The 23,740-nt window shown below is 48.5% G+C and carries 26 protein-coding genes and 2 other annotated features; of the genes, 18 read left to right on the forward strand and 8 right to left on the reverse strand.

The window, feature by feature from the left end; genetic code table 11:
- Positions 1-34 precede the first annotated feature (34 nt).
- The 3 genes from P400_RS0104055 (at position 35) to P400_RS0104065 (ending at position 2,973) form a co-directional block, all read left to right on the forward strand.
- The gene (locus tag P400_RS0104055; protein WP_034770820.1) at positions 35-640 is read left to right on the forward strand and encodes a trimeric intracellular cation channel family protein; all 606 of its coding nucleotides are present in this window, start codon (positions 35-37) and stop codon (positions 638-640) included.
- A gap of 12 nt (positions 641-652) precedes the next feature.
- Positions 653-1,018, forward strand: coding sequence for a DUF423 domain-containing protein (locus P400_RS0104060; RefSeq protein WP_026824970.1), 366 nt, complete (start codon positions 653-655; stop codon positions 1,016-1,018).
- Between the two features lie 419 nt (positions 1,019-1,437).
- The gene (locus P400_RS0104065; RefSeq protein WP_026824971.1) at positions 1,438-2,973 is read left to right on the forward strand and encodes a murein hydrolase activator EnvC family protein; all 1,536 of its coding nucleotides are present in this window, start codon (positions 1,438-1,440) and stop codon (positions 2,971-2,973) included.
- A gap of 87 nt (positions 2,974-3,060) precedes the next feature.
- Here P400_RS0104065 and P400_RS0104070 read toward each other — a convergent pair whose 3' ends face one another.
- Positions 3,061-4,374, reverse strand: a complete 1,314-nt coding sequence (locus P400_RS0104070; protein ID WP_051546005.1) for an amino acid permease — start codon at positions 4,372-4,374, stop codon at positions 3,061-3,063.
- 243 nt (positions 4,375-4,617) lie between these two features.
- Positions 4,618-4,846, forward strand: a binding site (T-box leader).
- A 48-nt stretch (positions 4,847-4,894) separates the two neighbouring features.
- Positions 4,895-5,122, forward strand: a binding site (T-box leader).
- A 55-nt stretch (positions 5,123-5,177) separates the two neighbouring features.
- Between P400_RS0104070 and trpD the strand changes: the two genes are divergently transcribed.
- From trpD to trpA, 5 genes are read left to right on the forward strand one after another with little or no spacing between them, the layout of a single operon-like run.
- Positions 5,178-6,167, forward strand: coding sequence for an anthranilate phosphoribosyltransferase (gene trpD, locus P400_RS0104075; protein ID WP_034770824.1), 990 nt, complete (start codon positions 5,178-5,180; stop codon positions 6,165-6,167).
- Complete coding sequence (gene trpC / locus P400_RS0104080) at positions 6,164-6,925, forward strand: indole-3-glycerol phosphate synthase TrpC (protein ID WP_026824974.1); 762 nt, start codon at positions 6,164-6,166, stop codon at positions 6,923-6,925. Before trpD ends, trpC begins: the two co-directional genes overlap by 4 nt.
- A complete protein-coding gene (locus P400_RS0104085) occupies positions 6,901-7,455 on the forward strand; it encodes a phosphoribosylanthranilate isomerase (RefSeq protein ID WP_026824975.1) in 555 nt (184 codons plus the stop codon). Before trpC ends, P400_RS0104085 begins: the two co-directional genes overlap by 25 nt.
- The gene (gene trpB / locus P400_RS0104090; protein WP_026824976.1) at positions 7,452-8,639 is read left to right on the forward strand and encodes a tryptophan synthase subunit beta; all 1,188 of its coding nucleotides are present in this window, start codon (positions 7,452-7,454) and stop codon (positions 8,637-8,639) included. Before P400_RS0104085 ends, trpB begins: the two co-directional genes overlap by 4 nt.
- Positions 8,636-9,403 carry a tryptophan synthase subunit alpha gene (gene trpA / locus P400_RS0104095; protein WP_026824977.1) on the forward strand — a complete coding sequence of 256 codons (768 nt, stop codon included), beginning with the start codon at positions 8,636-8,638 and terminating at the stop codon, positions 9,401-9,403. The genes trpB and trpA overlap by 4 nt, the downstream gene beginning before the upstream one ends.
- Before the next feature lie 41 nt (positions 9,404-9,444).
- Here trpA and P400_RS0104100 read toward each other — a convergent pair whose 3' ends face one another.
- On the reverse strand, positions 9,445-10,935 hold the full coding sequence (locus P400_RS0104100; RefSeq protein WP_026824978.1) for a potassium/proton antiporter: 1,491 nt from the start codon (positions 10,933-10,935) through the stop codon (positions 9,445-9,447).
- A gap of 154 nt (positions 10,936-11,089) precedes the next feature.
- Here P400_RS0104100 and P400_RS0104105 point away from each other — a divergent pair, with 154 nt between their 5' ends.
- Complete coding sequence (locus P400_RS0104105) at positions 11,090-12,028, forward strand: ATP-grasp domain-containing protein (RefSeq protein ID WP_026824979.1); 939 nt, start codon at positions 11,090-11,092, stop codon at positions 12,026-12,028.
- A 3-nt stretch (positions 12,029-12,031) separates the two neighbouring features.
- On the opposite strand, the gene P400_RS15705 is transcribed toward P400_RS0104105, so the two are convergent.
- Complete coding sequence (locus P400_RS15705) at positions 12,032-12,178, reverse strand: hypothetical protein (RefSeq protein WP_012727492.1); 147 nt, start codon at positions 12,176-12,178, stop codon at positions 12,032-12,034.
- A gap of 75 nt (positions 12,179-12,253) precedes the next feature.
- On the reverse strand, positions 12,254-13,030 hold the full coding sequence (gene hemQ, locus P400_RS0104115; protein WP_026824980.1) for a hydrogen peroxide-dependent heme synthase: 777 nt from the start codon (positions 13,028-13,030) through the stop codon (positions 12,254-12,256).
- A gap of 337 nt (positions 13,031-13,367) precedes the next feature.
- On the opposite strand from hemQ, the gene pta reads away from it, so the two are divergent.
- The 3 genes from pta (at position 13,368) to P400_RS15710 (ending at position 14,925) form a co-directional block, all read left to right on the forward strand.
- Positions 13,368-14,357, forward strand: coding sequence for a phosphate acetyltransferase (gene pta, locus P400_RS0104120; protein WP_026824981.1), 990 nt, complete (start codon positions 13,368-13,370; stop codon positions 14,355-14,357).
- Between the two features lie 104 nt (positions 14,358-14,461).
- Positions 14,462-14,761: a rhodanese-like domain-containing protein gene (locus tag P400_RS0104125; protein ID WP_026824982.1), complete on the forward strand. Its 300-nt coding sequence runs from the start codon at positions 14,462-14,464 to the stop codon at positions 14,759-14,761.
- Positions 14,761-14,925, forward strand: coding sequence for a hypothetical protein (locus tag P400_RS15710; RefSeq protein WP_026824983.1), 165 nt, complete (start codon positions 14,761-14,763; stop codon positions 14,923-14,925). The genes P400_RS0104125 and P400_RS15710 overlap by 1 nt, the downstream gene beginning before the upstream one ends.
- Before the next feature lie 39 nt (positions 14,926-14,964).
- Here the strand turns inward: P400_RS15710 and folE2 are convergent, their stop codons facing one another.
- On the reverse strand, positions 14,965-15,876 hold the full coding sequence (folE2, locus tag P400_RS0104135) for a GTP cyclohydrolase FolE2 (RefSeq protein ID WP_026824984.1): 912 nt from the start codon (positions 15,874-15,876) through the stop codon (positions 14,965-14,967).
- Positions 15,877-16,128: 252 nt separating this feature from the next.
- Here folE2 and P400_RS0104140 point away from each other — a divergent pair, with 252 nt between their 5' ends.
- Complete coding sequence (locus P400_RS0104140) at positions 16,129-16,959, forward strand: TerC family protein (protein ID WP_026824985.1); 831 nt, start codon at positions 16,129-16,131, stop codon at positions 16,957-16,959.
- Between the two features lie 35 nt (positions 16,960-16,994).
- Here the strand turns inward: P400_RS0104140 and P400_RS0104145 are convergent, their stop codons facing one another.
- Positions 16,995-17,477, reverse strand: coding sequence for a GNAT family N-acetyltransferase (locus P400_RS0104145; protein WP_026824986.1), 483 nt, complete (start codon positions 17,475-17,477; stop codon positions 16,995-16,997).
- 75 nt (positions 17,478-17,552) lie between these two features.
- Here P400_RS0104145 and P400_RS0104150 point away from each other — a divergent pair, with 75 nt between their 5' ends.
- Complete coding sequence (locus P400_RS0104150; protein WP_026824987.1) at positions 17,553-17,933, forward strand: VOC family protein; 381 nt, start codon at positions 17,553-17,555, stop codon at positions 17,931-17,933.
- Positions 17,934-17,961: 28 nt separating this feature from the next.
- Here the strand turns inward: P400_RS0104150 and P400_RS0104155 are convergent, their stop codons facing one another.
- Positions 17,962-18,270 carry a winged helix-turn-helix transcriptional regulator gene (locus P400_RS0104155; RefSeq protein ID WP_026824988.1) on the reverse strand — a complete coding sequence of 103 codons (309 nt, stop codon included), beginning with the start codon at positions 18,268-18,270 and terminating at the stop codon, positions 17,962-17,964.
- Between the two features lie 118 nt (positions 18,271-18,388).
- Between P400_RS0104155 and P400_RS0104160 the strand changes: the two genes are divergently transcribed.
- Genes P400_RS0104160 through P400_RS0104170 form a run of 3 tightly spaced genes read left to right on the forward strand, consistent with a single transcriptional unit; the run spans position 18,389 to position 20,983 of the window.
- Positions 18,389-18,880, forward strand: a complete 492-nt coding sequence (locus P400_RS0104160) for a lactoylglutathione lyase family protein (protein WP_026824989.1) — start codon at positions 18,389-18,391, stop codon at positions 18,878-18,880.
- Between the two features lie 2 nt (positions 18,881-18,882).
- A complete protein-coding gene (locus tag P400_RS0104165; protein WP_026824990.1) occupies positions 18,883-19,863 on the forward strand; it encodes a zinc-binding dehydrogenase in 981 nt (326 codons plus the stop codon).
- Positions 19,864-19,918: 55 nt separating this feature from the next.
- Positions 19,919-20,983: a threonine aldolase family protein gene (locus P400_RS0104170; RefSeq protein WP_026824991.1), complete on the forward strand. Its 1,065-nt coding sequence runs from the start codon at positions 19,919-19,921 to the stop codon at positions 20,981-20,983.
- A gap of 42 nt (positions 20,984-21,025) precedes the next feature.
- On the opposite strand, the gene P400_RS0104175 is transcribed toward P400_RS0104170, so the two are convergent.
- Entirely contained in the window at positions 21,026-22,207 is a 1,182-nt protein-coding gene (locus P400_RS0104175) for a TsoY family (seleno)protein (protein WP_051545937.1), read from the reverse strand.
- Positions 22,208-22,531: 324 nt separating this feature from the next.
- Here P400_RS0104175 and P400_RS0104180 point away from each other — a divergent pair, with 324 nt between their 5' ends.
- Positions 22,532-23,725: an FAD/NAD(P)-binding oxidoreductase gene (locus tag P400_RS0104180; RefSeq protein ID WP_026824993.1), complete on the forward strand. Its 1,194-nt coding sequence runs from the start codon at positions 22,532-22,534 to the stop codon at positions 23,723-23,725.
- The last annotated feature ends 15 nt before the right edge of the window (positions 23,726-23,740 follow it).

The raw sequence follows: 23,740 nt of genomic DNA on the forward strand, positions 1-23,740 counted from the left end.
TTTACCATACAATGCGTTGAAGAAAGGGCAAGGGATGTTCATGGAGTGGGAATTGCTCAACGTCGTCGGAACGATTGCGTTCGCGGCGAGCGGAGCCATCATTGCGATGGATGAAAAGTACGATATTTTTGGGGTGTGGCTGCTCGCTTTCATCACGGCCTTTGGAGGCGGTGCGATTCGAAACGTCCTATTAGGAAACCCCGTCAGTTTGATTTGGCAACAGAATGATTTATTTATTTTATGTTTTCTTGTTGCGCTCCTCATCTTCCTGCTACCGAGTGTCGTATTGCCACATTGGGAGCGCTGGGGTGTCATTGTCGATGCCATCGGTCTCGTCGCATTCGCCTTTCAGGGAGCACAAGTCGCAATAAAACTCGATTTACCTCTCTCCGCTGCGATTGCGGCGGCTGTCCTCACTGGGGTTGGGGGTGGAGTCGTCCGCGATTTACTGGCCGGGCGTAAGCCGCTCGTTTTACAGTCTGAAGTGTACGCGATTTGGGCAATTCTCATTGCGGTCATTACGTATTACTTTAAACTTGAAGGTGGTCTTGTCGTCTATACGCTTTTAATTGTCGTAGCAACACTTCGAGTGATATCCTACTATCGGAAGTGGAATTTACCAGCACGAAAAGTTAGATAAGGGGGAATAAAAATGAAGATGTTGTTAATGATCGGTGCCGGATTGATGGCACTCGGTGTGGCGCTCGGCGCGTTCGGTGCCCATGCGCTCAAAGAGAGATTGGCGCCGAATATGTTGGCGAACTGGCAGACGGGCGTGCTCTACCACATGGTTCATGCGCTCGGCATCATCGGGATTGCGGCACTACTCATGCGCGTAAGTATCAGCCAGTTTAACATTGCCGGCTGGCTCATGTTTGCAGGAATTGTCTTTTTCTCCGGAAGCTTATATGTCATGGCACTGACTGGCATCACGAAACTAGGAGCCGTGACACCGATTGGCGGAGTCCTATTCATTGCAGCCTGGATTTTTGTCATCATTGGTGCGATGAAGCTTTAAAAGTAACATATGTATTCAAAATCCATGTCTTTGCTCATGTTTTCATGAAGCAAACGCATGGATTTTTTTGAAGGGTCATCCCATCAATTGGAAAACCTATGCATTATCAGTTTAATTGTTATTTGAAAATAGGGTAAACCATTTTCTATTTACATAAAACATTACAGAAAGATGTCAAACCGGACGATTAAAAAAGATATTGATAAATAATAAGTTGCATATATTCGTTATAGGCGCTTTTGTTCTTGCGTAATAAAATTGAAATATAACTTTAACAGGAAAATATCTAGCAGTTAGATATAATTAGTCGTGTTGAAACTCAACTGATTGATCGTTTTTGTTACATACTGAAACGGCTTAAAAATATGTAGTTTAACTGGTACCCAGATTTGTCATTTAAGAAAGGATGTACCCCATTCATGAACTGGAAACGCACAGTCTCGACGCTAACGCTTGGTGTGATGCTGATTAGCACACATACAGTCGCGGATGCATCGACTTCGATTAAAGAAAAGCAAGAACAACAACAAAAAGTGCAAGAAAAGCGCGATAGCGTAAAGGAAAATCAGTCGGAAACGTCTTCAAAGATTGAAGTGAACAAAGAAGAGATTTCAAAAGTACAGACAGAAGTCAATAAAATGGACGCGCAATTGCAAGACATCATCAATGATGTTGCGATGAAGCGCCAAGAAATCAAACGTACCGAGATGAAAATCGAGGATCTTGAAGCCGACATTAAAGACTATCAAGAAAAAATGAAGGCGCAAGAAGAAATGATGAAAGAACGTATGGCCACGATGCAAAAGAACGGTGGCGGTTCAATCAATTGGGCTGAGTTCATCTTCGGTTCGAAAAACTTCTCTGACCTCGTCACACGTATGATTACGGCAGGAACGATTCAACGTAGTGACCAAGAGTTGTTCGATGACTATGAAGCGACACAACGGTCGTTGAAAAAAGCACAAGCTGACTTGAAAACAGAACGTGCTTCACTTCTAGAACAACAAAAAGCACTTGAGGTTCGCCAAGCTGAACTTGAGAAGAAAATGAAACAACGTGAAAAACGTATTAAAGAACTTGAAGAGAAAAACATCAAGTTCGAATCGCAAATCTTCGACCTTCAAGAGATTGAAGCGACGTTAGTGGCACAAGAACAGGCGATTGCGGCTGAAATCGAGGCACAACGTCGTGAAGAAGAGGAAGCTCGTCGTCGCGCTGAAGAAGCAGCTCGTCAAGAGGCGGCACGTAAAGCAGAAGAAGCACGCCAAGCAGAAGCTGCACGTCAAGCTGAGGCAGCTCGTAAGGCAGAGGCAGAACGAGAAGCAGAAGCGGCACGTCAACAAGCTGCACAACAAAAGCAGGACAATAAATCGAATACCCCGTCTTCGTCGTCTTCAAACAATACGACTTCGTCGACATCGGCATCAAAACCTGCACCGGCGCCGAAACCGGCTCCAGCACCAACGCCGGCACCGAAACCGGCTCCAGCACCGAAACCAACTCCAAAACCTGCACCGACGACGTCGACACCAGCTCCATCTAGCTCGATGTTCATTCAACCGGCTTCAGGACGCTACTCACAAGGATGGGGTCCAGCGAGCGGTGCGTATGGCTACACGTTCCATAACGGTTTAGATATTGCAGGTCCTACAGGGACACCGATCCGTGCATCGGCAACAGGTACGGTCATTCGTGCAGGTTGGGGTGGCGCATACGGGAACCACGTCATGATTGCACACGTCATCAACGGTCAAGTTTGGACGACAGTGTATGCGCACATGAACTCGGTATCTGTCAGCTCAGGACAGCGTGTGACACAAGGATCAAACATCGGAACGCTTGGAAACACAGGGAACTCGTCAGGTCCGCACTTGCACTTTGAGATTCATAAAGGCGGCTACTCATACTCGGCAACGAGCGCAGGTAGCACGGTCAATCCGCGTCAGTTTTTCTGATGCCCTATACAAAAAGCTCCTTTCGATTGCGAAAGGGGCTTTTGTGCGTACAAAAACACCCCTTCGCTAATTGCGAAGGGATGCTCGTTAGTTGGCTTGCTCGATGTCGCTTGGACGATCTTGTTTTTTACGCATTTGTTCACGCACGTAATAGATAACCGTCAACCCAATCAACCATGGAATGCCGAACTTCAACATAATATTGAAGTCAGTGAACCATGTCGTGATCATGAGGCTGAGGAGTAAGATGGCTCCGAGGATTGGAAGGAACGGATAACCAATCATGCGGACAGGGAGCTTTCGTCCCGTCCATTTCTTACGGAAGAACAAATGAGAGACGAAGACCATGAACCATGTGAAAATGGCGCCGAACATCGAGATGCCCATTAAGAACGGATATGACGATTCCATAAACACTTGTAATAAAGCAGCCAAAACGATTCCGCCCGTGGAAACAAGTAGCGCGAACATCGGGATGCCGTTTTTGCTGATTTTTTTGAACGCTTTCGGTGCATCACCGGCTTCGGCGAGCGAGTACATCATGCGTGTCGATGCATAGAGTTGCGCGTTCATCGCTGACAAAGCAGCAATCAAAATCACAAAGTTAAGGATGCCGGCCGCGAACGGGACGTCGAACTGTTCCATGACGAGCACGAACGGGCTTTGGTCAATCCCCGCTTGCTGCCATGGGATGAGCATAAGCATGATGGCGAGCGTGATGACATAGAAGAACGTCAGACGGAACACGGTAGCACGTAAAGCGCGTGGTACGGCCTGGTCCGGGTCTTTCGCTTCTCCTGCTGTGACGGCGACGAGTTCGGTTCCGAGGAAGCTGAAGAGGGAGATGAAAATCGTCACCCACATTCCGTAAAATCCGAAAGCGAAGAATCCTTCGTTTCCTGTCGTGATCGATTCAATCGGTGATCCTGGTTCGCCGAACAATGTAGCGGCACCGAGGACGATGAATAGGATAATGGCAGTTACTTTGATGAAGGATAACCAGTATTCAGTCGTCCCGAACGTGTGAACGTGACGGGCATTGACGTAAATGAGTAGTCCACCGAAGAGGGCGACCCAGACGAACCCGTTCACATCAGGGAACCAATAGCGCATATAGATGGCGATCGCACTGACCTCAACCCCTACAGCTAGTACATTTGCGACCCAGTAAGAGTAACGGACGAGAAAGCCTGCGAGTGGATGAACATAGCGCTCGGCAATTGTTCCGAATGATCCGGATGTTGGATGGGCGACCGTCATTTCGGCGAGTGCACCCATCAGTAAGAGGACGATGAACGCCCCGATGGCATAGCTGACGAGTACGCTCGGGCCAGCTGTTTGAATCGCAAGCCCGCTTCCGAGGAAGAGCCCGGTTCCGATGGCGCTCCCGAGGGAAATCATCGTAAGTTGCCGGGTGGACAGCTCGCGTTTTAGTTTGTTTGTTTCCAAAATCGATTCTCCTTTAGCTGAGTGAAATGTTGTTGTGGACGACTATAGCAGACAGAAAAAAACAATGTCAATTCGAAAAACCGGTGAAGGTTCCTTGTTTTCGGGGTGCACATATAGAGGCGAAGTTTTATAATTTTTTTTATTTGACACGGAAACATCTGCCCTGTATAGTACGAGTTAACTTAACTGAAACGAATAAAGGCGTCGACGAAGAGAAGTAACGATGAATCCTGTATGACAGAGAGCTGATGGTTGGTGCGAATCAGTATATAGGACGTCGCGAATGGACTTCTGAGCTCTAAACCGAACTTTGAGTAGGCTTTAGCGGGTTACCCACCGTTATCACGGGGAAGCGGATGATTGTCCGTGAAGTGGGTTTTTCGGAACCAACGAAGGTGGCACCACGGGGTTACTCGTCCTTCTTGTAGCGTAGGCTATGAGGAGACGGGTAACCCCTTTTTCGTTTCAATAACACAAATCGAGGATTGAGAAGAGTAGCGTGAGAAGACGTTTCGTCCAGAGAGTCAGGGATGGTGAGATCCTGACCGAGGCGTCCGCGTGAATGGGCTCATGAGAGCACGACTGAAGAAAGTAGGTCGTGACGGCTTCCCCCGTTATCAGGATACGATGTGATTGCATCGGAGAGTGGATTCTTTGGAATCAACGAGAGGTGGCACCGCGGTCTAGAACCGTCCTCCATACGACGATTGTCGTATGGAGTTTTTTTATACACATTTTTAGAGGGGGAAGAGAAGATGATTCAACAATTGGAGACAAACTCGTTATCAACAGCAGATATGAAAGTGGCAGCAAGTGAAATGTTCCAAGCGGATGAAGCGCAAATCGAACGAGTGCTACTGGCGATGAAAGAACGCGGGGAAACAGCTGAAGAGATGGCGGGACTCGCGGCATACATTCGAGAAGCAGCTCAGTTCCCCCAAAGCGATTTATCCGTTCTTGATGTTTGTGGCACCGGCGGCGATGGGGCGCATACGTTCAATATCAGCTCGACCGTTGCGTTCGTCTTGGCCGGCCTTGGAGTACCAGTCGCGAAACATGGCAACCGAAGTGTGTCGAGCCGGTCGGGAAGTGCGGACGTCCTCGAGGCATTGAACGTTCCGATTGTGAAAACGGCGGCGGAAGTACATGAAGACTTGGAACGGACGAATCTCAGTTTCCTATTCGCCCAGCATGTCCATCCGATTATGAAACATGTCATGCCGGTCCGTAAACGCCTCGCAACTGCGACCATCTTCAACCAAATCGGGCCGTTGACGAATCCACTTCGTCCGAAGCGACAACTTGTCGGTGTCTACCATCCATCATTACTGGAGAAGATGGCGACCGCGATGCGACATCTAGGCGTGGAGCGCGGCATGGTCGTCCACGGTGCAGGCGGACTCGATGAAGCGAGTCTCGCCGGTGTGAACGACGTGTATTTCTTTGATGGGGAACAGACAGCGCGTTACGCGATCGACCCACGAGATGTCGGCTTGATGCGGGCACCGCTCGAAGCATTACGCGGAGGCACACCGGAAGAGAACGCCGCGACGCTGCTCGCTGTGTTGAACGGAAAGTCAGGGCCGGCGCGAGACGTCGTCTTATTGAATGCGGCACTTGCCCTTTGCACGTACGGCACGACCGCAACGCTTCGAGAAGGTGTGAAAGAAGCGAAACGCAGTATCGATGAAGGGCACGCGTTACGCGTATTACAACACTTACAACGTACGGAGGTAGAGGCATGAGCTATTTAAAGAAAATCATCGGAACGAAAATTGAAGAAGTGAGTGGCATGCAACCCATCGATGTCACCGTGACGAAGCCGATCTCTCTATTACATGTAATGAGCGAGGGATTCCATATCATTTCTGAAATTAAACGGTCGTCTCCTTCGAAAGGAATGATTCGGGAAACGGTCGATGTCGCCGAACGGGCCCGTCAATATGAACAAGCCGGTGCGACGATGATTTCGGTATTGACAGACACGACGTATTTCAATGGGTCCTTTGACGATTTGCGACAAGTCGCCGATGTTGTCACCATCCCGGTGCTCTGTAAGGACTTTATCATCGATGAACGGCAACTCGACTATGCGAAGCATTACGGGGCGAGTGTTGCACTTCTTATCGTGGCGGTCTTACATCCGACACGTCTCCATGAACTGACGCGATACGCTCGCTCCATCGGTCTCGACGTATTGGTTGAAGTACATGACGAAGCGGAGTTACACATCGCACTCGAACTCGATGACGTGTTGATCGGCATCAATAACAGAGACTTAAAAACGTTCGCGGTCGCTCTTGAGACATCAATCGACTTGATGAATCGCTATCCCGACGTCACATTCGTCAGTGAGAGCGGGGTCAGCACCGTCGAAGCGGCAGCGCGTCTGAAAGAAGCCGGCGCAAGTGCCATCCTCGTCGGAGAAGCACTCATGCGTGAAGAAGACCCGACCCGGCTACTCGAGGAGTTGAAAACATGTTCGTTAAAATCTGTGGATTAAAGACAGAGGAAGCGGTCCAGGCGGCGGTCGAAGCGGGAGCAGATGCCATCGGGTTCGTATTCGCACCGAGTTCCCGCCAAATCGACGTGAGCAGAGCGAAGGAGCTAGCAGCTTATATTCCCGAATCGGTTCGAATCGTTGGTGTGTTTTTAAATCCTTCAATGGAAGACATCGAGCAAGCGATGGACGTGGGACTGACGGATTTACAAATTCACCATCGGACGCAGTCAATGGAACAACTCCGCACTTTCGGATTACCAATTATCGATGCATCGACCGAGGAGGCGGCGGATGTGCGATTGATGGATCATCCGACTCCGGGAAGTGGACAGGTATTAGACTGGGGCGCGAGCGACCGGCCGAAACATCCATTTTGGCTAGCAGGCGGTCTATCTCCTGACAATGTGAGACAAGCGATTCAAACGATCCAACCAGACGGCGTCGATATCTCGAGCGGTGTCGAGACGGACGGTGTAAAAGATATCAAAAAAATTCGTGCGTTCATTCAACGCGCCAAGGAGGAACTATGATGTATGCACAACCAGTGAACGGAAAGTTTGGACAATACGGTGGAAAGTACATTCCGGAGACACTCATGCAGGCGGTCGAAGAATTGGAGGCTGCTTACGAAGAGGCGAAGCAAGACCCTGAGTTTCAAGAACGCTTCTCTTCCTTATTACGTGAATACGTAGGACGTGAGACGCCACTCTATTATGCGTCGAATCTAAGTCGTCGTCTTGGAACGAACGTCTATTTGAAACGAGAGGATCTGAACCATACCGGTGCCCATAAAATCAACAACACGGTTGGGCAAGCGCTCCTTGCGAAACGGATGGGGAAACAAAAAGTCGTCGCCGAGACGGGGGCCGGTCAGCACGGTGTCGCGACCGCGACGGTATGTGCATTACTCGACCTGGAATGTACCATCTTTATGGGGGAGGTCGACGTCGAGCGCCAAGCGTTGAACGTGTTTCGGATGGAATTGCTCGGAGCGAAGGTCGTTCCCGTCAAATCTGGAAGTCGCACGTTAAAAGATGCTGTCAATGAAGCGCTTCGTTACTGGGTCAAACACGTAGACGATACGCACTATGTGATGGGTTCCGTTCTCGGCCCGCATCCGTTCCCGCAGATGGTTCGTGATTTTCAAAGCGTAATTGGGACAGAGACACGCCGTCAAATCCTCGAACAGACGGGACGCCTTCCAGATGCCGTCGTCGCCTGTGTCGGTGGAGGGAGCAATGCGATGGGCATGTTCTATCCGTTTTTGAATGATGAGTCGGTCGCACTCTACGGTGTCGAGGCGGCAGGGAGCGGCATCGATACGGACAAACACGCGGCGACACTCACAAAAGGAGAAGTCGGTGTATTGCATGGGTCACTCATGTATGTGTTGCAAGACGCAGCGGGTCAAATCGAGGAGGCACATTCCATCTCAGCCGGACTCGATTATCCAGGGGTAGGACCAGAGCACAGCTTCTTGAAAGATATTGAACGGGTCCGTTACGCAGCCGTCACGGACGATGAGGCACTCGATGCATGTCTCGCACTCAGTCGACAAGAAGGAATCATACCTGCCTTAGAGTCTTCGCATGCTCTCGCTTACGCAGAAACGCTCGCGAAGACGATGGGAGAAGACGATACACTGGTGATTTGTTTATCTGGACGCGGAGACAAAGACGTCCACACAATCCGAGAGAAGGTGGCAACACGATGAAACTAGAGACAGCGATTCGAGAGCGAGAAGGGGCGGCATTCGTTCCTTATATTATGGCTGGTGACGGAGGGATAGAACGACTCATCCCGACTATTGTTGAGCTAGAACAGATGGGGGCGACGGCGATCGAACTCGGAATCCCATTCTCTGATCCGGTGGCCGATGGACCGATCATTGAGGCGGCAGGAATGCGCGCTCTTGAAGCGGGTGTGACGCTTGAAATGGTGTTGAACCATTTAATAGAAGGAAATGATCGATTTACTGTGCCGATTGTCTTGATGACATACTTGAACCCGGTGTTTCGGTTCGGGGTCCAACCGTTCTTTGACCGGGCGAATGAGTGTGGGGTGAGCGGAGTCATCATTCCAGACCTTCCATTTGAAGAAAGTCTTCAATTGTTTTCGAACGTCGATCGCCAGGAAGTCGCAGTCATCCCACTCGTTACGTTGACGAGCAGCGAGGCACGGACGGCATCCATCTTAGAGAAGGCTGAAGGATTCGTCTATGCGGTCACACTCAAAGGCACAACAGGGAAGACTGATGTGTTCCCGGATAAACTACTCACCCATTTGACTCGATTGACAGAGCAGTCACGTGTTCCCGTCTTAGCAGGATTCGGGGTACATCGTCCGGAACAAGTGCAGACGCTTGGGAATGCATGTGACGGTGTCGTCGTCGGAAGCTTTATCGTCGAGGCACTTCATGAAGGGAGAACAGGCGACGTCGAGACGTTGATTCGTTCGGCAAAACAAATACACGCATAAGAAAACCGGCGCTTCGCATGAAGCACCGGTTATTCGTTTACTCATAATTCCACTCGATCGAGACCGTCTTCCCCAAACTTTTGGTCGAGTTGGTCATGACGGTACATCGAGGCGAGAACGTATAAGAGATCGCCTTCTTCGATAGCTGTCTGTCCGTTCGGCGGAATCAAATATTCGTTTCGGACGATGGCGTTTACGACGGTGTTCGGCGGGAGCGTGATGTCCGCTAGCGTCTTGCCGATCATCGAGGAGCTCTCCGTGACGACATAAGGAACGAGTTTATGTTGGGACTGTTTGCTGGAAACGAGGGCGATTGTATAGGGGGAACGGATTTTATCCGGACCGAGTAGCCCTAACTTCTCGGCAAGTGGAGTCAACGTCGTTCCTTGAATCAAGGCACTGGTCACGACAACGAAGAAGACGGCATTGAATAGAAGTTGACTGTCATCAATTCCTGCGATTAACGGGAAAGTTGCGAGCACGATTGGTACGGCTCCTTTTAGACCGGCCCAAGAAATGAAGAACTTCTCTTTTTTTGTGAACGCCATCCCGAGTGTCGATAAATAAACGGCGATGGGGCGAGCAACGAACATAAGGACAAAGGAAATAAGTATACCTTTCCAAATTAAGTCGGGCTCGATGAGTTGACGAGGGAAGACGAGCAATCCGAGGATGACGAACATGATGATCTGCATGATCCATGCGAGTGCCTCTGAGAACTGGACGATGGTCACTTCGTGCGCCGTATCCGCGTTGCCAACAATCATCGCAGCGATATAGACCGCGAGTAGTCCGCTCCCCAACAAGTAAGCCGTGACACCGTATGTGAGGAATGCCATCGAAATCATCAGAACTGCATGTAGTCCGCTCGATTCTAGTTTCAAATGATTCAACATGAGACGAGACAATTGTCCGAGTAAAAAGCCGATGAATGCTCCGACAACGATTTGAAGGACGAACATCCAAATGCCATCCCATATGGTCGTCTCGGGCTTCAACATAAAGTCGAGGGCGAGAATCGTTAAAAACATCGCCATCGGGTCGTTCGTGCCGGACTCGGCTTCGAGTGTCGCACCGACTTTCGGTGAGATATTCTTTCCTTTGAATGCGGCGAAGACGGCCGCTGCATCGGTCGAACCAATAATCGCGCCGAATAGGAAAGATTCAATCCAATCGAAACCAAATACGAAACGAACGGCCACGGCGACGACAGTCGTCGTAATCAAGACACCAAACGTGGCAAGTGAGGCGGCTGGAACGAGAACGTTCCGCATCGACGTCCATTTCGTCTGGAGACCCCCTTCAAACAAAATGACAATTAATGCGGCGACTCCGATTAACTGTGCCAAATTTGAATCATCGAAGAAGATGAGACCGGTAATGTCACTTCCCATGATCATGCCGATCCCCATAAACAAGATCAAGGCCGGTAAGCCGAATCGAGTCGAGATTCGCGTCGCCATGACACCGGCTACAAGGAGTAGACCGAAAAGTAGAATGAGTACATCAGTACTTATAACAGGTACGGGCAAACACAACACATCCTTTCAAAAAACAATACTATTAAGTTCATTGTACCATGAAATCGTCTGATATTTCAGAATTGACGATTATACAAACTATGCAAATTGGAATTGTCGGTTATGAATGTGGTAAAGTAAACACATCATATAAGGAGGGATGATGATGTCTAAAATTCACGTCATTCATGAGAACGAAGAATGGACGAATCACCTGGTTCACCGCTTAGAAGAACTACAGTACCCTTATGAACTATGGCACTTGGACCAAGGGACGATTGATCTCGAAGCAACGCCCCCGGAAGGTGTCTTTTATAATCGTATGAGCGCCTCTTCGCACACACGTGGGCATCGGTACGCCCCTGAATTGACGGAAGGCGTCCTCGCTTGGTTAGAGGCGAACGACCGGACCGTGTTCAACGGCACACGTGCCATCCGTCTTGAAGTGAGCAAGGTCAATCAATATACGGCGCTTCGACGCGAAGGAATCCGTGTACCGAAGACGATTGCGGCAGTTGGTAAGAAGCAAATCATCGAGGCGGCTGAGAAGCTGGGCATGACACCGTTCATCACGAAACATAATCGTGCCGGGAAAGGACTTGGGGTCCAATTGTTCCATACGATCGAAGGACTCAAAGAATATGTATATGGTCCCTCGTTCGAGGACTCGGTTGACGGCATCACGCTCATTCAACAGTATATCGAAGCACCAGAACCGTATATTACCCGCTGTGAATTCATCGGCGGGAAGTTCCTATATGCGGTCCGTGTCGATACGTCGGAAGGCTTCGAGCTCTGCCCGGCAGACGCTTGCTCGATTGAAGACCAGTTCTGTCCGGTCGGGGAGACGCCGCCGGCGAAGTTCGAAATCGTCGAAGGATTCGATGACCCGATCATTCCGCAACTTGAGCAGTTCCTTAAAGTGAATGCGATTGACATCGCCGGGATCGAAATCATCCGAGATGAAGACGGCAACGTCTACGCCTACGACGTCAATACGAATACGAACTATAATTCCGAAGCCGAAGCGAAAGCAGGGCGCTACGGCATGCTTGAATTGGCTACTTTCTTAGGCGACGCACTTCACGTCACCACGACAAAATAAGGGTCAGGCGCTCGCCTGACCCTTTTGCTGTGTATGTTTGAGTTGCTCTTCAAATCGATGTTGGACTAATTCTGCTGTCGGTGCCATTCGTTCGATGAACGAATCTAAACGTTCCGCAGTGTCTCGATCGGTTTCTTTGAACACGCGCATCGTTGTTCACCTCGTTGATCAGGATGACTTGCTTACATCATCTTTAATTCCCGAGGTGTTATACACGTAAACCTTTTATACGCTAAAGAATGTTCTCAAATTTTCTTTCGGTAAGATGTTCCCGACGTAGAAGTCACCGAACTCACCGTATTTCGCACTCACTTCATCAAAGCGCATCTCGTAGACGATTTTCTTAAATTGAAGTGAATCTTCAGCGAAGAGCGTGACGCCCCATTCCCATGCATCGAATCCTGTTGACCCACCGATGAATTGCTGAATCTTACCGGCATAGCTACGACCGATCATGCTGTGACGATACATGAGGTCTTTCCGTTCATCCATCGCTAACATATACCAGTTGTCTCCGTCACGACGAGCCTTGCTCATCGGGTAGAAACAAATGTGTGCGGCCTTTGGAAGTGTCGGATAGAGGCGTGAGCGGATGTGTGGGTTTTGGTACGGGTCCCCATCTCCAGATCCACGATACATACCGAGCTCGATGACAGACACGTATGAATATGAGGGAATCATATAGTCGTATAATGCTGTTTTGCGGAACGCACGCTCAACATCTTCAAGTTCGTTGAATGTCGGGCGAAGCACCATCAAGACGAGGTCTGCCTTTTGACCGAGAATCGAGTAGAAGGCGTGACTTCCTTCACCTTTTGCTTCGATTTCTTCGAGAGAAGCGAGGAATGTTGTGAACTCGTCAATCATGTGTTGACGCTTTTCGGCATCGACGAGCTTCAAACGAGCCCAATCGATCTTGCGGAAATCATGGAGTGAATACCATCCGTCTAATGTGGCGGCGGCATGTTGTGTATCTGTTGTAGGTACTGGACGTTCTGACATAAAAAATCTCCTTTCGGGACTTGGCTTCGCCGTCTATTTTACCATACACGCTTCACTGACTGGCAACTTTGAGGCACTGTGAGGGTTATCACGATTCATGACGGGTAAAGAACAGAGGACAGAAACATGAAAACGGCTACAAAAATGGCTGTATCAGTCACTTTGGAGAAACTGTTCTATTCATATAATGATTGATTCTAAGCGATTTATGACGAAATGGGCAGAATAGTTTATTTTGAAAAGGGTACTGTGTATAATTGAAATCGCGTAAAGACACAAGTCAATGGCAAAACCATTAGCAGTCATGCTGTAAATTGAGAAAAGGGGTTCATTCGTTATGAAATTATTTGAAACGTTGAAGCAAAAAGTCAGCCCGGTTCGTCCCACGATCGTCTTTCCAGAAGGCGTCGATGAGCGTGTTCTTGGAGCTGCGGTTCGATTGAAAACGGACGGTATGGTAGAACCAATCGTCGTTGGTGCGAAAGCAGACGTCGAAGCGGTTGCGGCAAAACATGGTTTCGACATCTCAGGTTTAACACAATACGACCCAGCGACGTACGAAGACATCGATGTTCTCGTCGAATCATTCGTCGAGCGTCGCAAAGGGAAAGCGACGGCTGAACAAGCGCGCGAACTCCTCACATCGGACGTGAACTACTTCGGAACGATGCTCGTTCATACAGGAAAAGCAGAAGGTCTTGTCTCAGGCGCGATGCACGCGACGGCTGATACGGTACGTCCGGCACTTCAAATCATCAAAATGCAAACAGGCATCAAAAAGACGTCAGGTGTGTTCATCATGGTGCGTGACGACGAGCAATACGTCTTCTCGGACTGTGCGATCAACATCGCACCAGACGCAGCGGACTTAGCAGAAAATGCATTCTTATCAGCAGCGACAGCGAAGACGTTCGGGATCGACCCACAAGTCGCCCTTCTTAGCTTCTCGACAAAAGGTTCTGCGAAGTCACCTGAAACAGAGAAAGTTGTGGAAGCGACACGCCTTGCGAAAGAAAAATCACCGAACCTTCCAATCGATGGAGAACTTCAATTCGATGCAGCATTCGTCCCTAGCGTAGCGGCGAAGAAAGCACCAGGTTCTGATGTGGCGGGTAAAGCGAACGTATTCGTCTTCCCAAGTCTTGAAGCAGGAAACATTGGCTACAAGATGGTTCAACGTTTCGGTGGATTCGAAGCGATCGGTCCAATCCTTCAAGGTCTCAATAAACCAGTAAATGACTTATCACGTGGCTGTAACGAAGAGGATGTCTACAAATTGACACTCATCACAGCAGCACAAGCAATCGACGAGCGCAACGAAGCGTAAGTCCGAAGCATCCTTCTAGGTAGAAGGGTGCTTTTTTCATGTTTTTTTGAGTGGTAGCTGAGGTAAACTAAAAGAGGAATCCAATATCGAAAGGGGAAATACGTATGCAAAATATTCATGCAACTGAATTACGAGAAAAGCTAGAAAACGGGGAGTCGCTCCATATCATCGATGTGCGCGAACAAGACGAATATGACGCAGGGCATATCCCGAACGTACCGCTCTACCCATTGTCTGAATTCCCGCAAGTGACAGAAAAGTTAGCACAGGACAACGTCTACCACGTCATTTGTCGCTCGGGCGGCCGCAGTGTGACGGCATGTGACCACTTAGAGTCAAACGGATATAAAGTCGTAAACGTTGAGGGCGGTATGCTCGCTTGGGATGGCGACATCGAGGCGTGATGTTAGAGAATCCATGGGTCGTCGTTCCTCTTCTCATCGCACTGTATCTCACTGTCTATGCAATGGTGAAGCGGTTTGATTGGGAGAAGTGGCGACTCGTTTGGGCGGTGTGGGTGATGCTCATCATCATCTTGCTGACAATTGAACTCGTAGTGAGTCTATAGAAAATGCGGAACCTTCTTTAAAAGAGGTTCCGCATTTTCTTATGCGTCGTTGCGCTTATCAAATGTGATCGATGCGATGGCATCGTGTTGGTGAATCGACTCTTCGTTACGGCATTCGACGAAGAAGTTCACAACTTGTTTCATCTCGTACAAATCAGCCGCAATCAAGCGGACCATGTCCTCGACGAAACGTGGGTTTTCGTATGCGATTTCTGTCGCACGTTTTTCATCCGGACGTTTGAGGACCGGATGGAGTGGTGCTGAGGCGTTCGATTCCGCCGCATCGAGAAGTGCCACACGCCAGTCGAACCCATCCATCGACGTCTCATCAAGACCTGCTTCGATCGTGATGTACCCACGTTGGTTATGGGCGCTGTACTCACTGATTTCTTTTGAACATGGGCAAAGCGTCGTGACATTGATGACGAGACCGACTGTCACATTTGCGACGCCCGTTTCGAGGTTATATGTCACGCGGTGCATCACATCTGCGTTCATCAAACCACTGAGGCCTGTTGCGGGTGCTTTACGCGTGAAGAACCACGGGTAACGAATTGTCAATTGTCCTTCCGTTTGCTCCATACGCTCCGCGAGCTCTTGTGCAAACTCGATTAACGAACGGTTCGATACCGTCCATCCTTGTTGATGATACGCATCGAGCTGTTCCGTCAAACGGGACATGTTGATTCCTTTACGATCTTGAACGAGCGATGTCGTCAATTCGAAGGTAGCAACTGTTGACTGGACCCCTTCTGACGTCTCGACGTTCACAGGGTGCTTCACGTTTGAAATTCCAACACTATCAAGAGCGAATAAGAAGTTTTTCGGTGTATTTTGTAAATCGACCATCTGTTCTTTCTCGGTCGGTTTTGTTCCTTTAATCGGTGGGACCGACCCGAACAATTTATGTCGTTCTGCTTTAGTAGGTAAAGCGACATGGCTTGTAGACATAATCGGATTCTCCTTTTTTAGAGCGGTTCAAGCGACCACTCGTTCTTGTTAGGATTTTATCACGAAATGATGGCTGAACGGGTATGATTTTGCTCTCAAAACGTGTTTTGAATATGCAATCCTAAAAAAACCTTCAGATATTGAAGAAAGAGGATTGATTTACTTTGTGAACGGGAATAAAATGGTCCTGTGAACTTAAAAAATAGATCACTATTAAATATGAAGGAATTGAAAGGAAAAGGAGATGTTGTTATGGATTGGCAGTTAGTCCTGCAGTATGCCTGGATTGTCGTCGTTCTCGTCGGTTTAGAAGGCTTGTTATCTGCAGACAACGCGCTCGTCTTGGCTGTCATGGTCAAGCATTTGCCACGTACAGAGCAGAAGAAGGCATTGTTCTACGGACTCCTTGGGGCGTTCGTCTTCCGCTTTATCGCATTGTTCTTAATCTCGTTCTTAATTAACGTATGGCAAGTTCAAGCGCTCGGTGCGCTTTACTTGATTGGAATGAGTGCGCGTCATCTGTATATGACGTATAAGGCGAGAAAAATGGAGCCACAGCAAGATTTGGCAGCAGAAGCGAAAGAAGAGACGGCCGTCACAGAACGACCTGTTTCGAAGAAAGAGTTTTGGCTCACTGTCGCGAAAGTTGAGTTTGCGGATATCGCCTTTGCGGTCGACTCAATCTTGGCAGCGGTTGCGCTCGCGGTCAGCTTGCCACCGCTCGGTCTCGGGGAGATCGGTGGGATTGACTCAGGTCAGTTCTTTGTCGTCTTGACGGGTGGACTCATCGGGGTCGTCTTGATGCGATTCGCGGCTCGGATTTTTGTCAAGTTGCTTCATCAACGTCCTACACTTGAAACAGCCGCTTTTATCATCGTCGGTTGGGTCGGGGTCAAGTTGACGGTCCTCGTACTTGAACATCCAGGTTTCAAAGAATTGATTGCCGGGACACCATTCGAATTCATGGGGCTCCCGGATGGATTCGTCCACTCGGCAGCTTGGACGATTTTCTTCTGGTCAGTCATGGTCGGGATTGCGTTATGGGGCTGGTTCTCATCGAAGCCGACAGCGGTCAAACACTGAGTTTAGATAGATCGTATATAAATCCCCTCCGAACCTCAGATGTTCGGAGGGGATTTTTGTAGGCGTTTCATCGAGAGAAAGGAATACACGCCTCCGTTCGTCTCCTGCATGAACGTGTCTTCTGGGATGAAATCGAGTGATCTGTATAAACGGATGGCTCGTTTGTTGAACGTGGCGACAGCGAGACGTACTGTACGAGTCCCATATGTCGCCTCGATCCAAGTTAGAATCGAAGCGAGGAATCGATGTCCGTTGCCGCTCCCCGTCAAATCAGGGCGCATGCCGAGACCGATGGAGACAGTTTCCACTGATTCGAAGTGCAACGTGACAAAGCCGATCAGTTCATCGTCATTAAGGATGGCGAACGTCGTGTCTCCCCGTTCCTTCGCATCTAAAAATGAGGCGAGATCTTCCTCGTCGGCGTCCATATTGTAAAACGCGTATTCGCCTTCATAGCGCCACTTGAAGGCGATCAATTCGGCTTGTTCTTGTGTGAGTGGATGAAATGTATGATTCACTTTATTTCCTCATCTCTGACTGGATTGTACGTGCTACACTCAAATCGTATCATGAAAATAAGGGGAGGGAATGGGATGGCAGTCAAATTGGACATGGTCGGCATCGTCGTGACGGATATGAAGCGGTCGCTCGATTTTTATCGGGCACTCGGGTTTGAGATTCCAGAAGCGATGAACGGGGAAGCGCATGTGGAGATTGATGAAGGCGGCGTGCGTCTCGCGTTCGATACGGTGGAAGTGGCCGAATCGGTATACGGGGAATGGAAACAGGCAGACGGGCATCGGATCGAGCTTGCCTTCTTATGTGAAAGCCGTGAGTCACTGAATGCTTTGTATGACTCAGTACTTGAACAAGGCTATGCGTCACACAAAGCTCCATGGGATGCGTTCTGGGGTCAACGTTACGCGATTCTGTACGATGCGGACGGGAATCTAATTAGTTTGTTCGCCGCATAAAAATAATCCCGGGCCATATGGCTCGGGATTATTGATTGTCGTGGCACTCTCCCCATGAACAAAGGGCATTCATGGCAGGTTGCAGGCCGAGGGCGTCTTCAGTTAATGAATACTCGACGTGCAGGTGCTTCTCCGTCGAATAGTCGACACGACGAACCATACCGAGCTGTTCAAGCTCGCGCAATTGGTCGGTCAACACTTTTCGGCTGACGTCCGGAATCGCCCGTTGAATATCAGAGAAACGGAGCGGTCCATCTTGAAGCGTGCAATACACTTGAGGGCGCCATTTGCCGCCGATAATCTCGAGTGCGCGGTTGACGGGGAACGATGTGGTCATGTTCAATGAGCCTCACTTTCGGGTAGTTACTTCAATGTGCGTACTTTTTTTCTTGCTTCAATGACAGTATCTTATCGTTATCCGCCAAATTGAGCAAACAAAAAGGAGTAGATGAAACATGACGTATCCAAGAACATTTTCACACATCGGTCTTTCTGTACCGAGCGTAGCCGAGGCCGTTACATTTTATGAGGACGTGATGGGATGGTATACCATCATGACACCTTCAGACGTCGTCGAGGACGATTCACCAATCGGCGTGATGTGTACTGACGTCTTCGGACCAGGCTGGGGCAAATTCCGTATTGCCCACATGTCAACGGGAGATGGGATTGGGATCGAGTTATTTGAGTTCCCGAATAACGAGACACCAGAAGACAACTTCGAATTTTGGAAGACAGGGATCTTCCACTATTGTGTACAAGACCCTGATATCGAAGGACTCGTCGAGAAGATTGTCGCTCATGGCGGCAAACAACGGATGCCGATTCGTGAGTACTACCCAGGCGAAAAACCGTATCGCATGGTGTACTGCGAAGATCCATTCGGTAACCTCGTTGAAATTTATTCACACTCATACGAACTTACGTATTCGGAAGGAGCTTATTAAACATGAAAGCATGGCTACTCGACCAACCTGGTCTGGATCATCTGCATATTGGAGAAATCGACCGACCGACACCTGGAGCCGGAGAATTATTGATTCGTGTCGAGGCGGTCGCCTTGAACCCGGTCGATTATAAAGTCGGATCGAATGGCAATCCGAATTGGTCATATCCACACATTCTCGGTGTCGATCTCGTTGGAGAAGTCGTCGAGGTCGGTTCGAGTATCGCCAACATCATTACCGGTTCGCGTGTGGCCGTTCATACGGATCTTTCGAAATATGGAGGGTTCGCTGAGTATACGGTCGTCGATGCCCGGGCATGTGCGGTCGTTCCGGAAGGTGTGAGCGACGAAGCGGCTGCCTCGATTTTATGTGCTGGAATGACAGCGTATGAAGCGGTCATGCAGAAACTGAATACACGGAATAAAGAAACGATTCTCATGCACGCTGGTGCAGGTGGTGTTGGTGGCTTTGCCATTCAGCTCGCAAAACGCCTCGGGCTAAAGGTCTTCACGACGGCATCTCCCGAGAACGTTGAATGGGTAGAGTCGCTTGGTGCGGATGTGGCAATCGATTACAACGTCGAGGACGTGACGGCACGAATCATGGAAGAGACGGATGGACGTGGTGTCGACTTGATTTTGAACACGGTCGGTCGTGACGTCGCGACAGCCGACTTAGATCGTCTCGCGTTTAGTGGACACCTCGCCTATATCGCCGGTCCACCAGACATGACGAACATGAAAGGGTTCACATTATCCCCTTCGATTCACGAGGTGGCGCTCGGGGCAGCGCATGCGAGCGAGGACGAACATGCGATTCGCAACTTGGCGTATATGGCCGAAGAGTTGATGCACTTACTTGAAGCGGGTGAACTGAACGACCTCGTCACAGAAGTGTTATCTTTCGACCAATTGAAAGAAGGTCTCGAAAAACTACAAACGCGAAAAGTGCGCGGTAAACTTATCGTCCGGATTCGCGACTGAGTATTTGGCTCCCTGTTATACTGACAGGGAGTTTATTTGTCGAGGAGGGGGAAGGATGGAGCGATTAGCAGACACGTATCGACAGACGAACGTCCAATTGAGCGGTCACGGGAAACGGGAAGTCGGTGTATTGAAACGCGCATTTGAACAGGTGCGTGAAGATGAGCCGAGTGATCAGTATGGACAGGGGAGAACGATTCGACAGTTTGAAGAGAAGATGGCACAAGTTCTTGGGAAAGAGTCGGCGGTATTCTTTCCGAGCGGCACGATGGCGCAACAGATTGCGTTACGCATTTGGTGTGATGAGACAGGGAAGAACAAGGTCGCATATCATCCGCTCTGTCACCTTGAAATCCATGAGCAGGACGGCTTGAAAGAGTTGCATTATATCGAACCGATTTTAGTTGGAAACGAAAACCGTCTTATGACACTCGAAGAGATTCAAGCGTTGCCGGACATCGCCTGTCTGTTGCTCGAACTTCCACAACGGGAAATCGGAGGAGAGCTACCGACGTTCGAGGAACTCGAAGCGATTAGCGAACATTGTCGTGACAAACGGATTTATCTACATCTAGACGGAGCACGACTGTTCGAATCGCTCCCGTATTATGAGAAAGAAGCATCTGAGATTTGTGCACTCTTCGATAGTGTGTACGTCTCGTTCTATAAAGGAATTGGTGGCATTGCCGGGGCCATCCTTGCTGGACCGAAGGCGTTTTGTGAGACGTCGAAAGTATGGAAGCGTCGCTATGGCGGTGACTTGATCAGCCTGTATCCGTATATTCTTTCTTCAGATTATTATTATGAGTTGCGAAAAGACAAAATGCAGGGATATCGCGATGCTGCCGTACAATTGGCAGCACGATTCAACGAACTCGACGGTGTCTGGACGACCCCACTTATTCCGGTCACGAATATGTTCCATTTACATTTCCAAGGGGATGAAGAGGAAGTGGGCGAGCGGATGGCACGCATCCAACAAGAAACCGGGGTTGGCATTACAGGGCATCTCGTAGAAAATGATGGATACTGTTCAACGGAAATCAGCATCGGGGATGTCTACAGTCATATAACCTCTAATCAACTCGATGATGTATTTAGGCAATTCAACTCTAAATAAATATAAAGAACGCTGAAGAGATGTTTCTCTTCAGCGTTCTTGTCATGCGACTTTGAGTGTGGATTTGTCGGCGGCAGATGATAGATGCGTAGAAGACAACTTCACGACCCATTGAATTGTTTTAAATTGTATGAATACAAGAGGTGATAAAGCGATATAATGCATCCACGTGTGTACAGTCAAGAAGCCGTTTTGAACGAGTCCCCAATGAACAAAGAACATTCCGAGTACCACATATGCGACACCTGGACAAATGAGACCAAAACTTGCTCCGCCCTCTGGCTGATTTCTGAAGTAATCAAGTCGACGTAATACACTATATCCGATTAGTCCAACCGCGGTGCTCCCCATAAATAATATCCCGAGTACAATCAGCATAAAGGCTGCATTGACCTCAGTCTCTAGCAAGCGATGTGACACCATTGAGTTCAATCGAACGAATGTAATACCAGTAAGGGTGAGAATCGGGATAGGTAACCAAATAGTCGGTGCGCTCGCTTTTGCAAAGCCTTTACTGAAGATGGCTCGTAGACTCATTCCGGCGAAAAATAAAATAATCCCCCATACAAGTGTCATAAAAAATATAGAGGCGATTGTCGCACTGACAGAAACCCATTGGATTTTTGACATAGCGGCAGGACTAGCTAATCCCACTGCGACCATGACGAACGAAAAAGCACCTAAGAATTGTCCGAATTGGTTCATATTTTCAACGTCAACTTGACCACTCACCATAACCGATGCAATGTACTGAACATAACGAGTAAATGCATATTCACCAATGATTAAGAAGGCAATGAGGGCAAAAGGTAGTAAGGATTGAACATTAGACCAAAGTCCTGGAACAAACAAAGCACCTAGAATAAACAGTACATTGACACTCATCGCATAGGTGAGTGGTTCTGCCATGACAGCTACTTCTCCAGGAGTTCCTTTCACTTTGGAATATCGATCGCTTTTCTTGAATTTACGAAATGAACGGATATTCCATGCAAGCAGACGGAAGTGATTTGCCGAGAAGCCAATAATGACCAATGAAACGAGAACGACAAGAATAGCTGGGATTCCTCCGCCCTCAAACGTCTCACGTAAATGATTGAAGTGAGGTAGTGGAGAATCAGGGTGTGGTATGAGGAACATAAAGTACATAAAAAATGACACAGCGAGCCCACCGTTGCCAAGAGCAGATAAAAAATATAATGGGTGATAGGTTTGTTTTGACATGATAAAAAACTCCTCCTTTAAATTACATAATCACTTTATACCCCCTAGGGTATCTAGAGGTCAAGAGGGTTGGATATAATTGAGGGCAATCCCTCAATAATAGACATGGCTGTCTGTGTGATTTTCATCACCTCTGATAACGTTTAATATTGATATTTTGTTTGAAGATAATATGTGCTATATTACGTCAAGTGTTGATTCATAAGGAAATTGAGGGACTTCCCCTATATAAAATGTATACGCTTTCAAATATGCTTAAGTTGTATAGAAGTTCACTGTTTTGTCAAAAAAGAAAACATAGCAAGAAGGAAGGAGAGGCATACGATGCGTACACATTATCGTGTTGTGATTGTAGGAGCAGGAACTGGGGGAATCAGTGTCGCGGCCAGATTGCTTCGAGAGAAACATCATTTAAGAGATGAGGTTTTATTGATTGATCCCGCAACCACTCACTATTATCAACCATTATGGACACTCGTCGGAGCAGGTATTGTCAAAAAAGAGGAGTCAGCCCGCACGATGGATTCACTCATTCCTGATGGGGCGACGTGGTTACAAGACCATGTGACGACATTTGATCCTGAAAACAATCAAGTCGAAACGTCAAGTCACGGAAAGATTCAATACGATTTTCTTGTCGTGTCACCAGGTATTGAAATTGACTGGGGGCGCGTCAAAGGGTTAAAAGAATCGCTTGGGTCGAAAGGAGTCTGCAGTAACTACTCATACGAACACGTTGATTATACATGGGATACCCTCGAAAAGCTCACAGGTGGAACTGCATTGTTCACGCACCCGGCTTCTCCAGTGAAATGTGGGGGCGCCCCTCAAAAAATCATGTATCTGGCTGAAGAGTATTTAACGAAGACGGGAGTTCGTGATTCGAGTCGAGTGGTCTTCGGTTCGGCTAATCCCGCCATTTTCGATGTTACGAAGTATCGTGATGCGTTGGAGAAAGTACTCGAACGAAAACAGATTGAAACGCATTTCCGGGTTAATTTAACGGAAATAAAAGCAGATGAAAAAATTGCGGTTTTTGAAAACTTAGATTCTGGTGAATCGTTTGAGATGAGTTATGACATGATTCATGTCACACCACCGATGCAAGCTCCGGCGTTTATTCGGAACAGTTCATTGGCGGAATCCGGTGGTTGGGTCGATGTCGACAAACATACACTTCAACATAAACAATTTAAAAATGTGTTCGGGTTAGGTGATTGTACGAACCTACCTACATCGAAGACAGGTGCAGCGATTCGAAAGCAAGCGCCCGTCGTCGTGCGAAACGTACTGGATGTGATGTACGGTCATTTACCGACTGCTTCTTATGATGGTTATTCTTCTTGTCCGATTGTCACGGGCTATGGTTCATTAATTCTCGCAGAGTTTGATTATGATAAAGTTCCACAAGAATCTATGCCGTTCAATCAAGCAAAAGAAAGACGGAGCATGTATATTTTGAAAAAAGACTTTTTACCGATTATGTACTGGAATGGCATGTTGAAAGGGACGATGTAGGAAGGGAGGGATCGT

The organism is Exiguobacterium marinum DSM 16307 (assembly GCF_000620845.1).
Classification (GTDB): domain Bacteria; phylum Bacillota; class Bacilli; order Exiguobacteriales; family Exiguobacteriaceae; genus Exiguobacterium; species Exiguobacterium marinum.

Coding starts and splice junctions, on each gene's coding strand:
- trpD (WP_034770824.1), top strand. CDS start 5,178: ATGATTCAACAATTGGAGACAAACTCGTTATCAACAGCAGATATGAAA.
- P400_RS0104180 (WP_026824993.1), top strand. CDS start 22,532: ATGCGTACACATTATCGTGTTGTGATTGTAGGAGCAGGAACTGGGGGA.
- P400_RS0104060 (WP_026824970.1), top strand. CDS start 653: ATGAAGATGTTGTTAATGATCGGTGCCGGATTGATGGCACTCGGTGTG.
- trpB (WP_026824976.1), top strand. CDS start 7,452: ATGATGTATGCACAACCAGTGAACGGAAAGTTTGGACAATACGGTGGA.
- pta (WP_026824981.1), top strand. CDS start 13,368: ATGAAATTATTTGAAACGTTGAAGCAAAAAGTCAGCCCGGTTCGTCCC.
- P400_RS0104105 (WP_026824979.1), top strand. CDS start 11,090: ATGTCTAAAATTCACGTCATTCATGAGAACGAAGAATGGACGAATCAC.
- P400_RS0104070 (WP_051546005.1), bottom strand. CDS start 4,374: ATGATTTCCCTCGGGAGCGCCATCGGAACCGGGCTCTTCCTCGGAAGC.
- P400_RS0104065 (WP_026824971.1), top strand. CDS start 1,438: ATGAACTGGAAACGCACAGTCTCGACGCTAACGCTTGGTGTGATGCTG.
- P400_RS0104125 (WP_026824982.1), top strand. CDS start 14,462: ATGCAAAATATTCATGCAACTGAATTACGAGAAAAGCTAGAAAACGGG.
- hemQ (WP_026824980.1), bottom strand. CDS start 13,030: ATGTCAGAACGTCCAGTACCTACAACAGATACACAACATGCCGCCGCC.
- P400_RS0104160 (WP_026824989.1), top strand. CDS start 18,389: ATGACGTATCCAAGAACATTTTCACACATCGGTCTTTCTGTACCGAGC.
- P400_RS0104085 (WP_026824975.1), top strand. CDS start 6,901: ATGTTCGTTAAAATCTGTGGATTAAAGACAGAGGAAGCGGTCCAGGCG.
- trpC (WP_026824974.1), top strand. CDS start 6,164: ATGAGCTATTTAAAGAAAATCATCGGAACGAAAATTGAAGAAGTGAGT.
- P400_RS0104055 (WP_034770820.1), top strand. CDS start 35: ATGTTCATGGAGTGGGAATTGCTCAACGTCGTCGGAACGATTGCGTTC.
- P400_RS15710 (WP_026824983.1), top strand. CDS start 14,761: ATGTTAGAGAATCCATGGGTCGTCGTTCCTCTTCTCATCGCACTGTAT.
- P400_RS15705 (WP_012727492.1), bottom strand. CDS start 12,178: ATGCGCGTGTTCAAAGAAACCGATCGAGACACTGCGGAACGTTTAGAT.
- folE2 (WP_026824984.1), bottom strand. CDS start 15,876: ATGTCTACAAGCCATGTCGCTTTACCTACTAAAGCAGAACGACATAAA.
- P400_RS0104165 (WP_026824990.1), top strand. CDS start 18,883: ATGAAAGCATGGCTACTCGACCAACCTGGTCTGGATCATCTGCATATT.
- P400_RS0104155 (WP_026824988.1), bottom strand. CDS start 18,270: ATGACCACATCGTTCCCCGTCAACCGCGCACTCGAGATTATCGGCGGC.
- P400_RS0104140 (WP_026824985.1), top strand. CDS start 16,129: ATGGATTGGCAGTTAGTCCTGCAGTATGCCTGGATTGTCGTCGTTCTC.
- trpA (WP_026824977.1), top strand. CDS start 8,636: ATGAAACTAGAGACAGCGATTCGAGAGCGAGAAGGGGCGGCATTCGTT.
- P400_RS0104150 (WP_026824987.1), top strand. CDS start 17,553: ATGGCAGTCAAATTGGACATGGTCGGCATCGTCGTGACGGATATGAAG.
- P400_RS0104175 (WP_051545937.1), bottom strand. CDS start 22,207: ATGTCAAAACAAACCTATCACCCATTATATTTTTTATCTGCTCTTGGC.
- P400_RS0104170 (WP_026824991.1), top strand. CDS start 19,919: ATGGAGCGATTAGCAGACACGTATCGACAGACGAACGTCCAATTGAGC.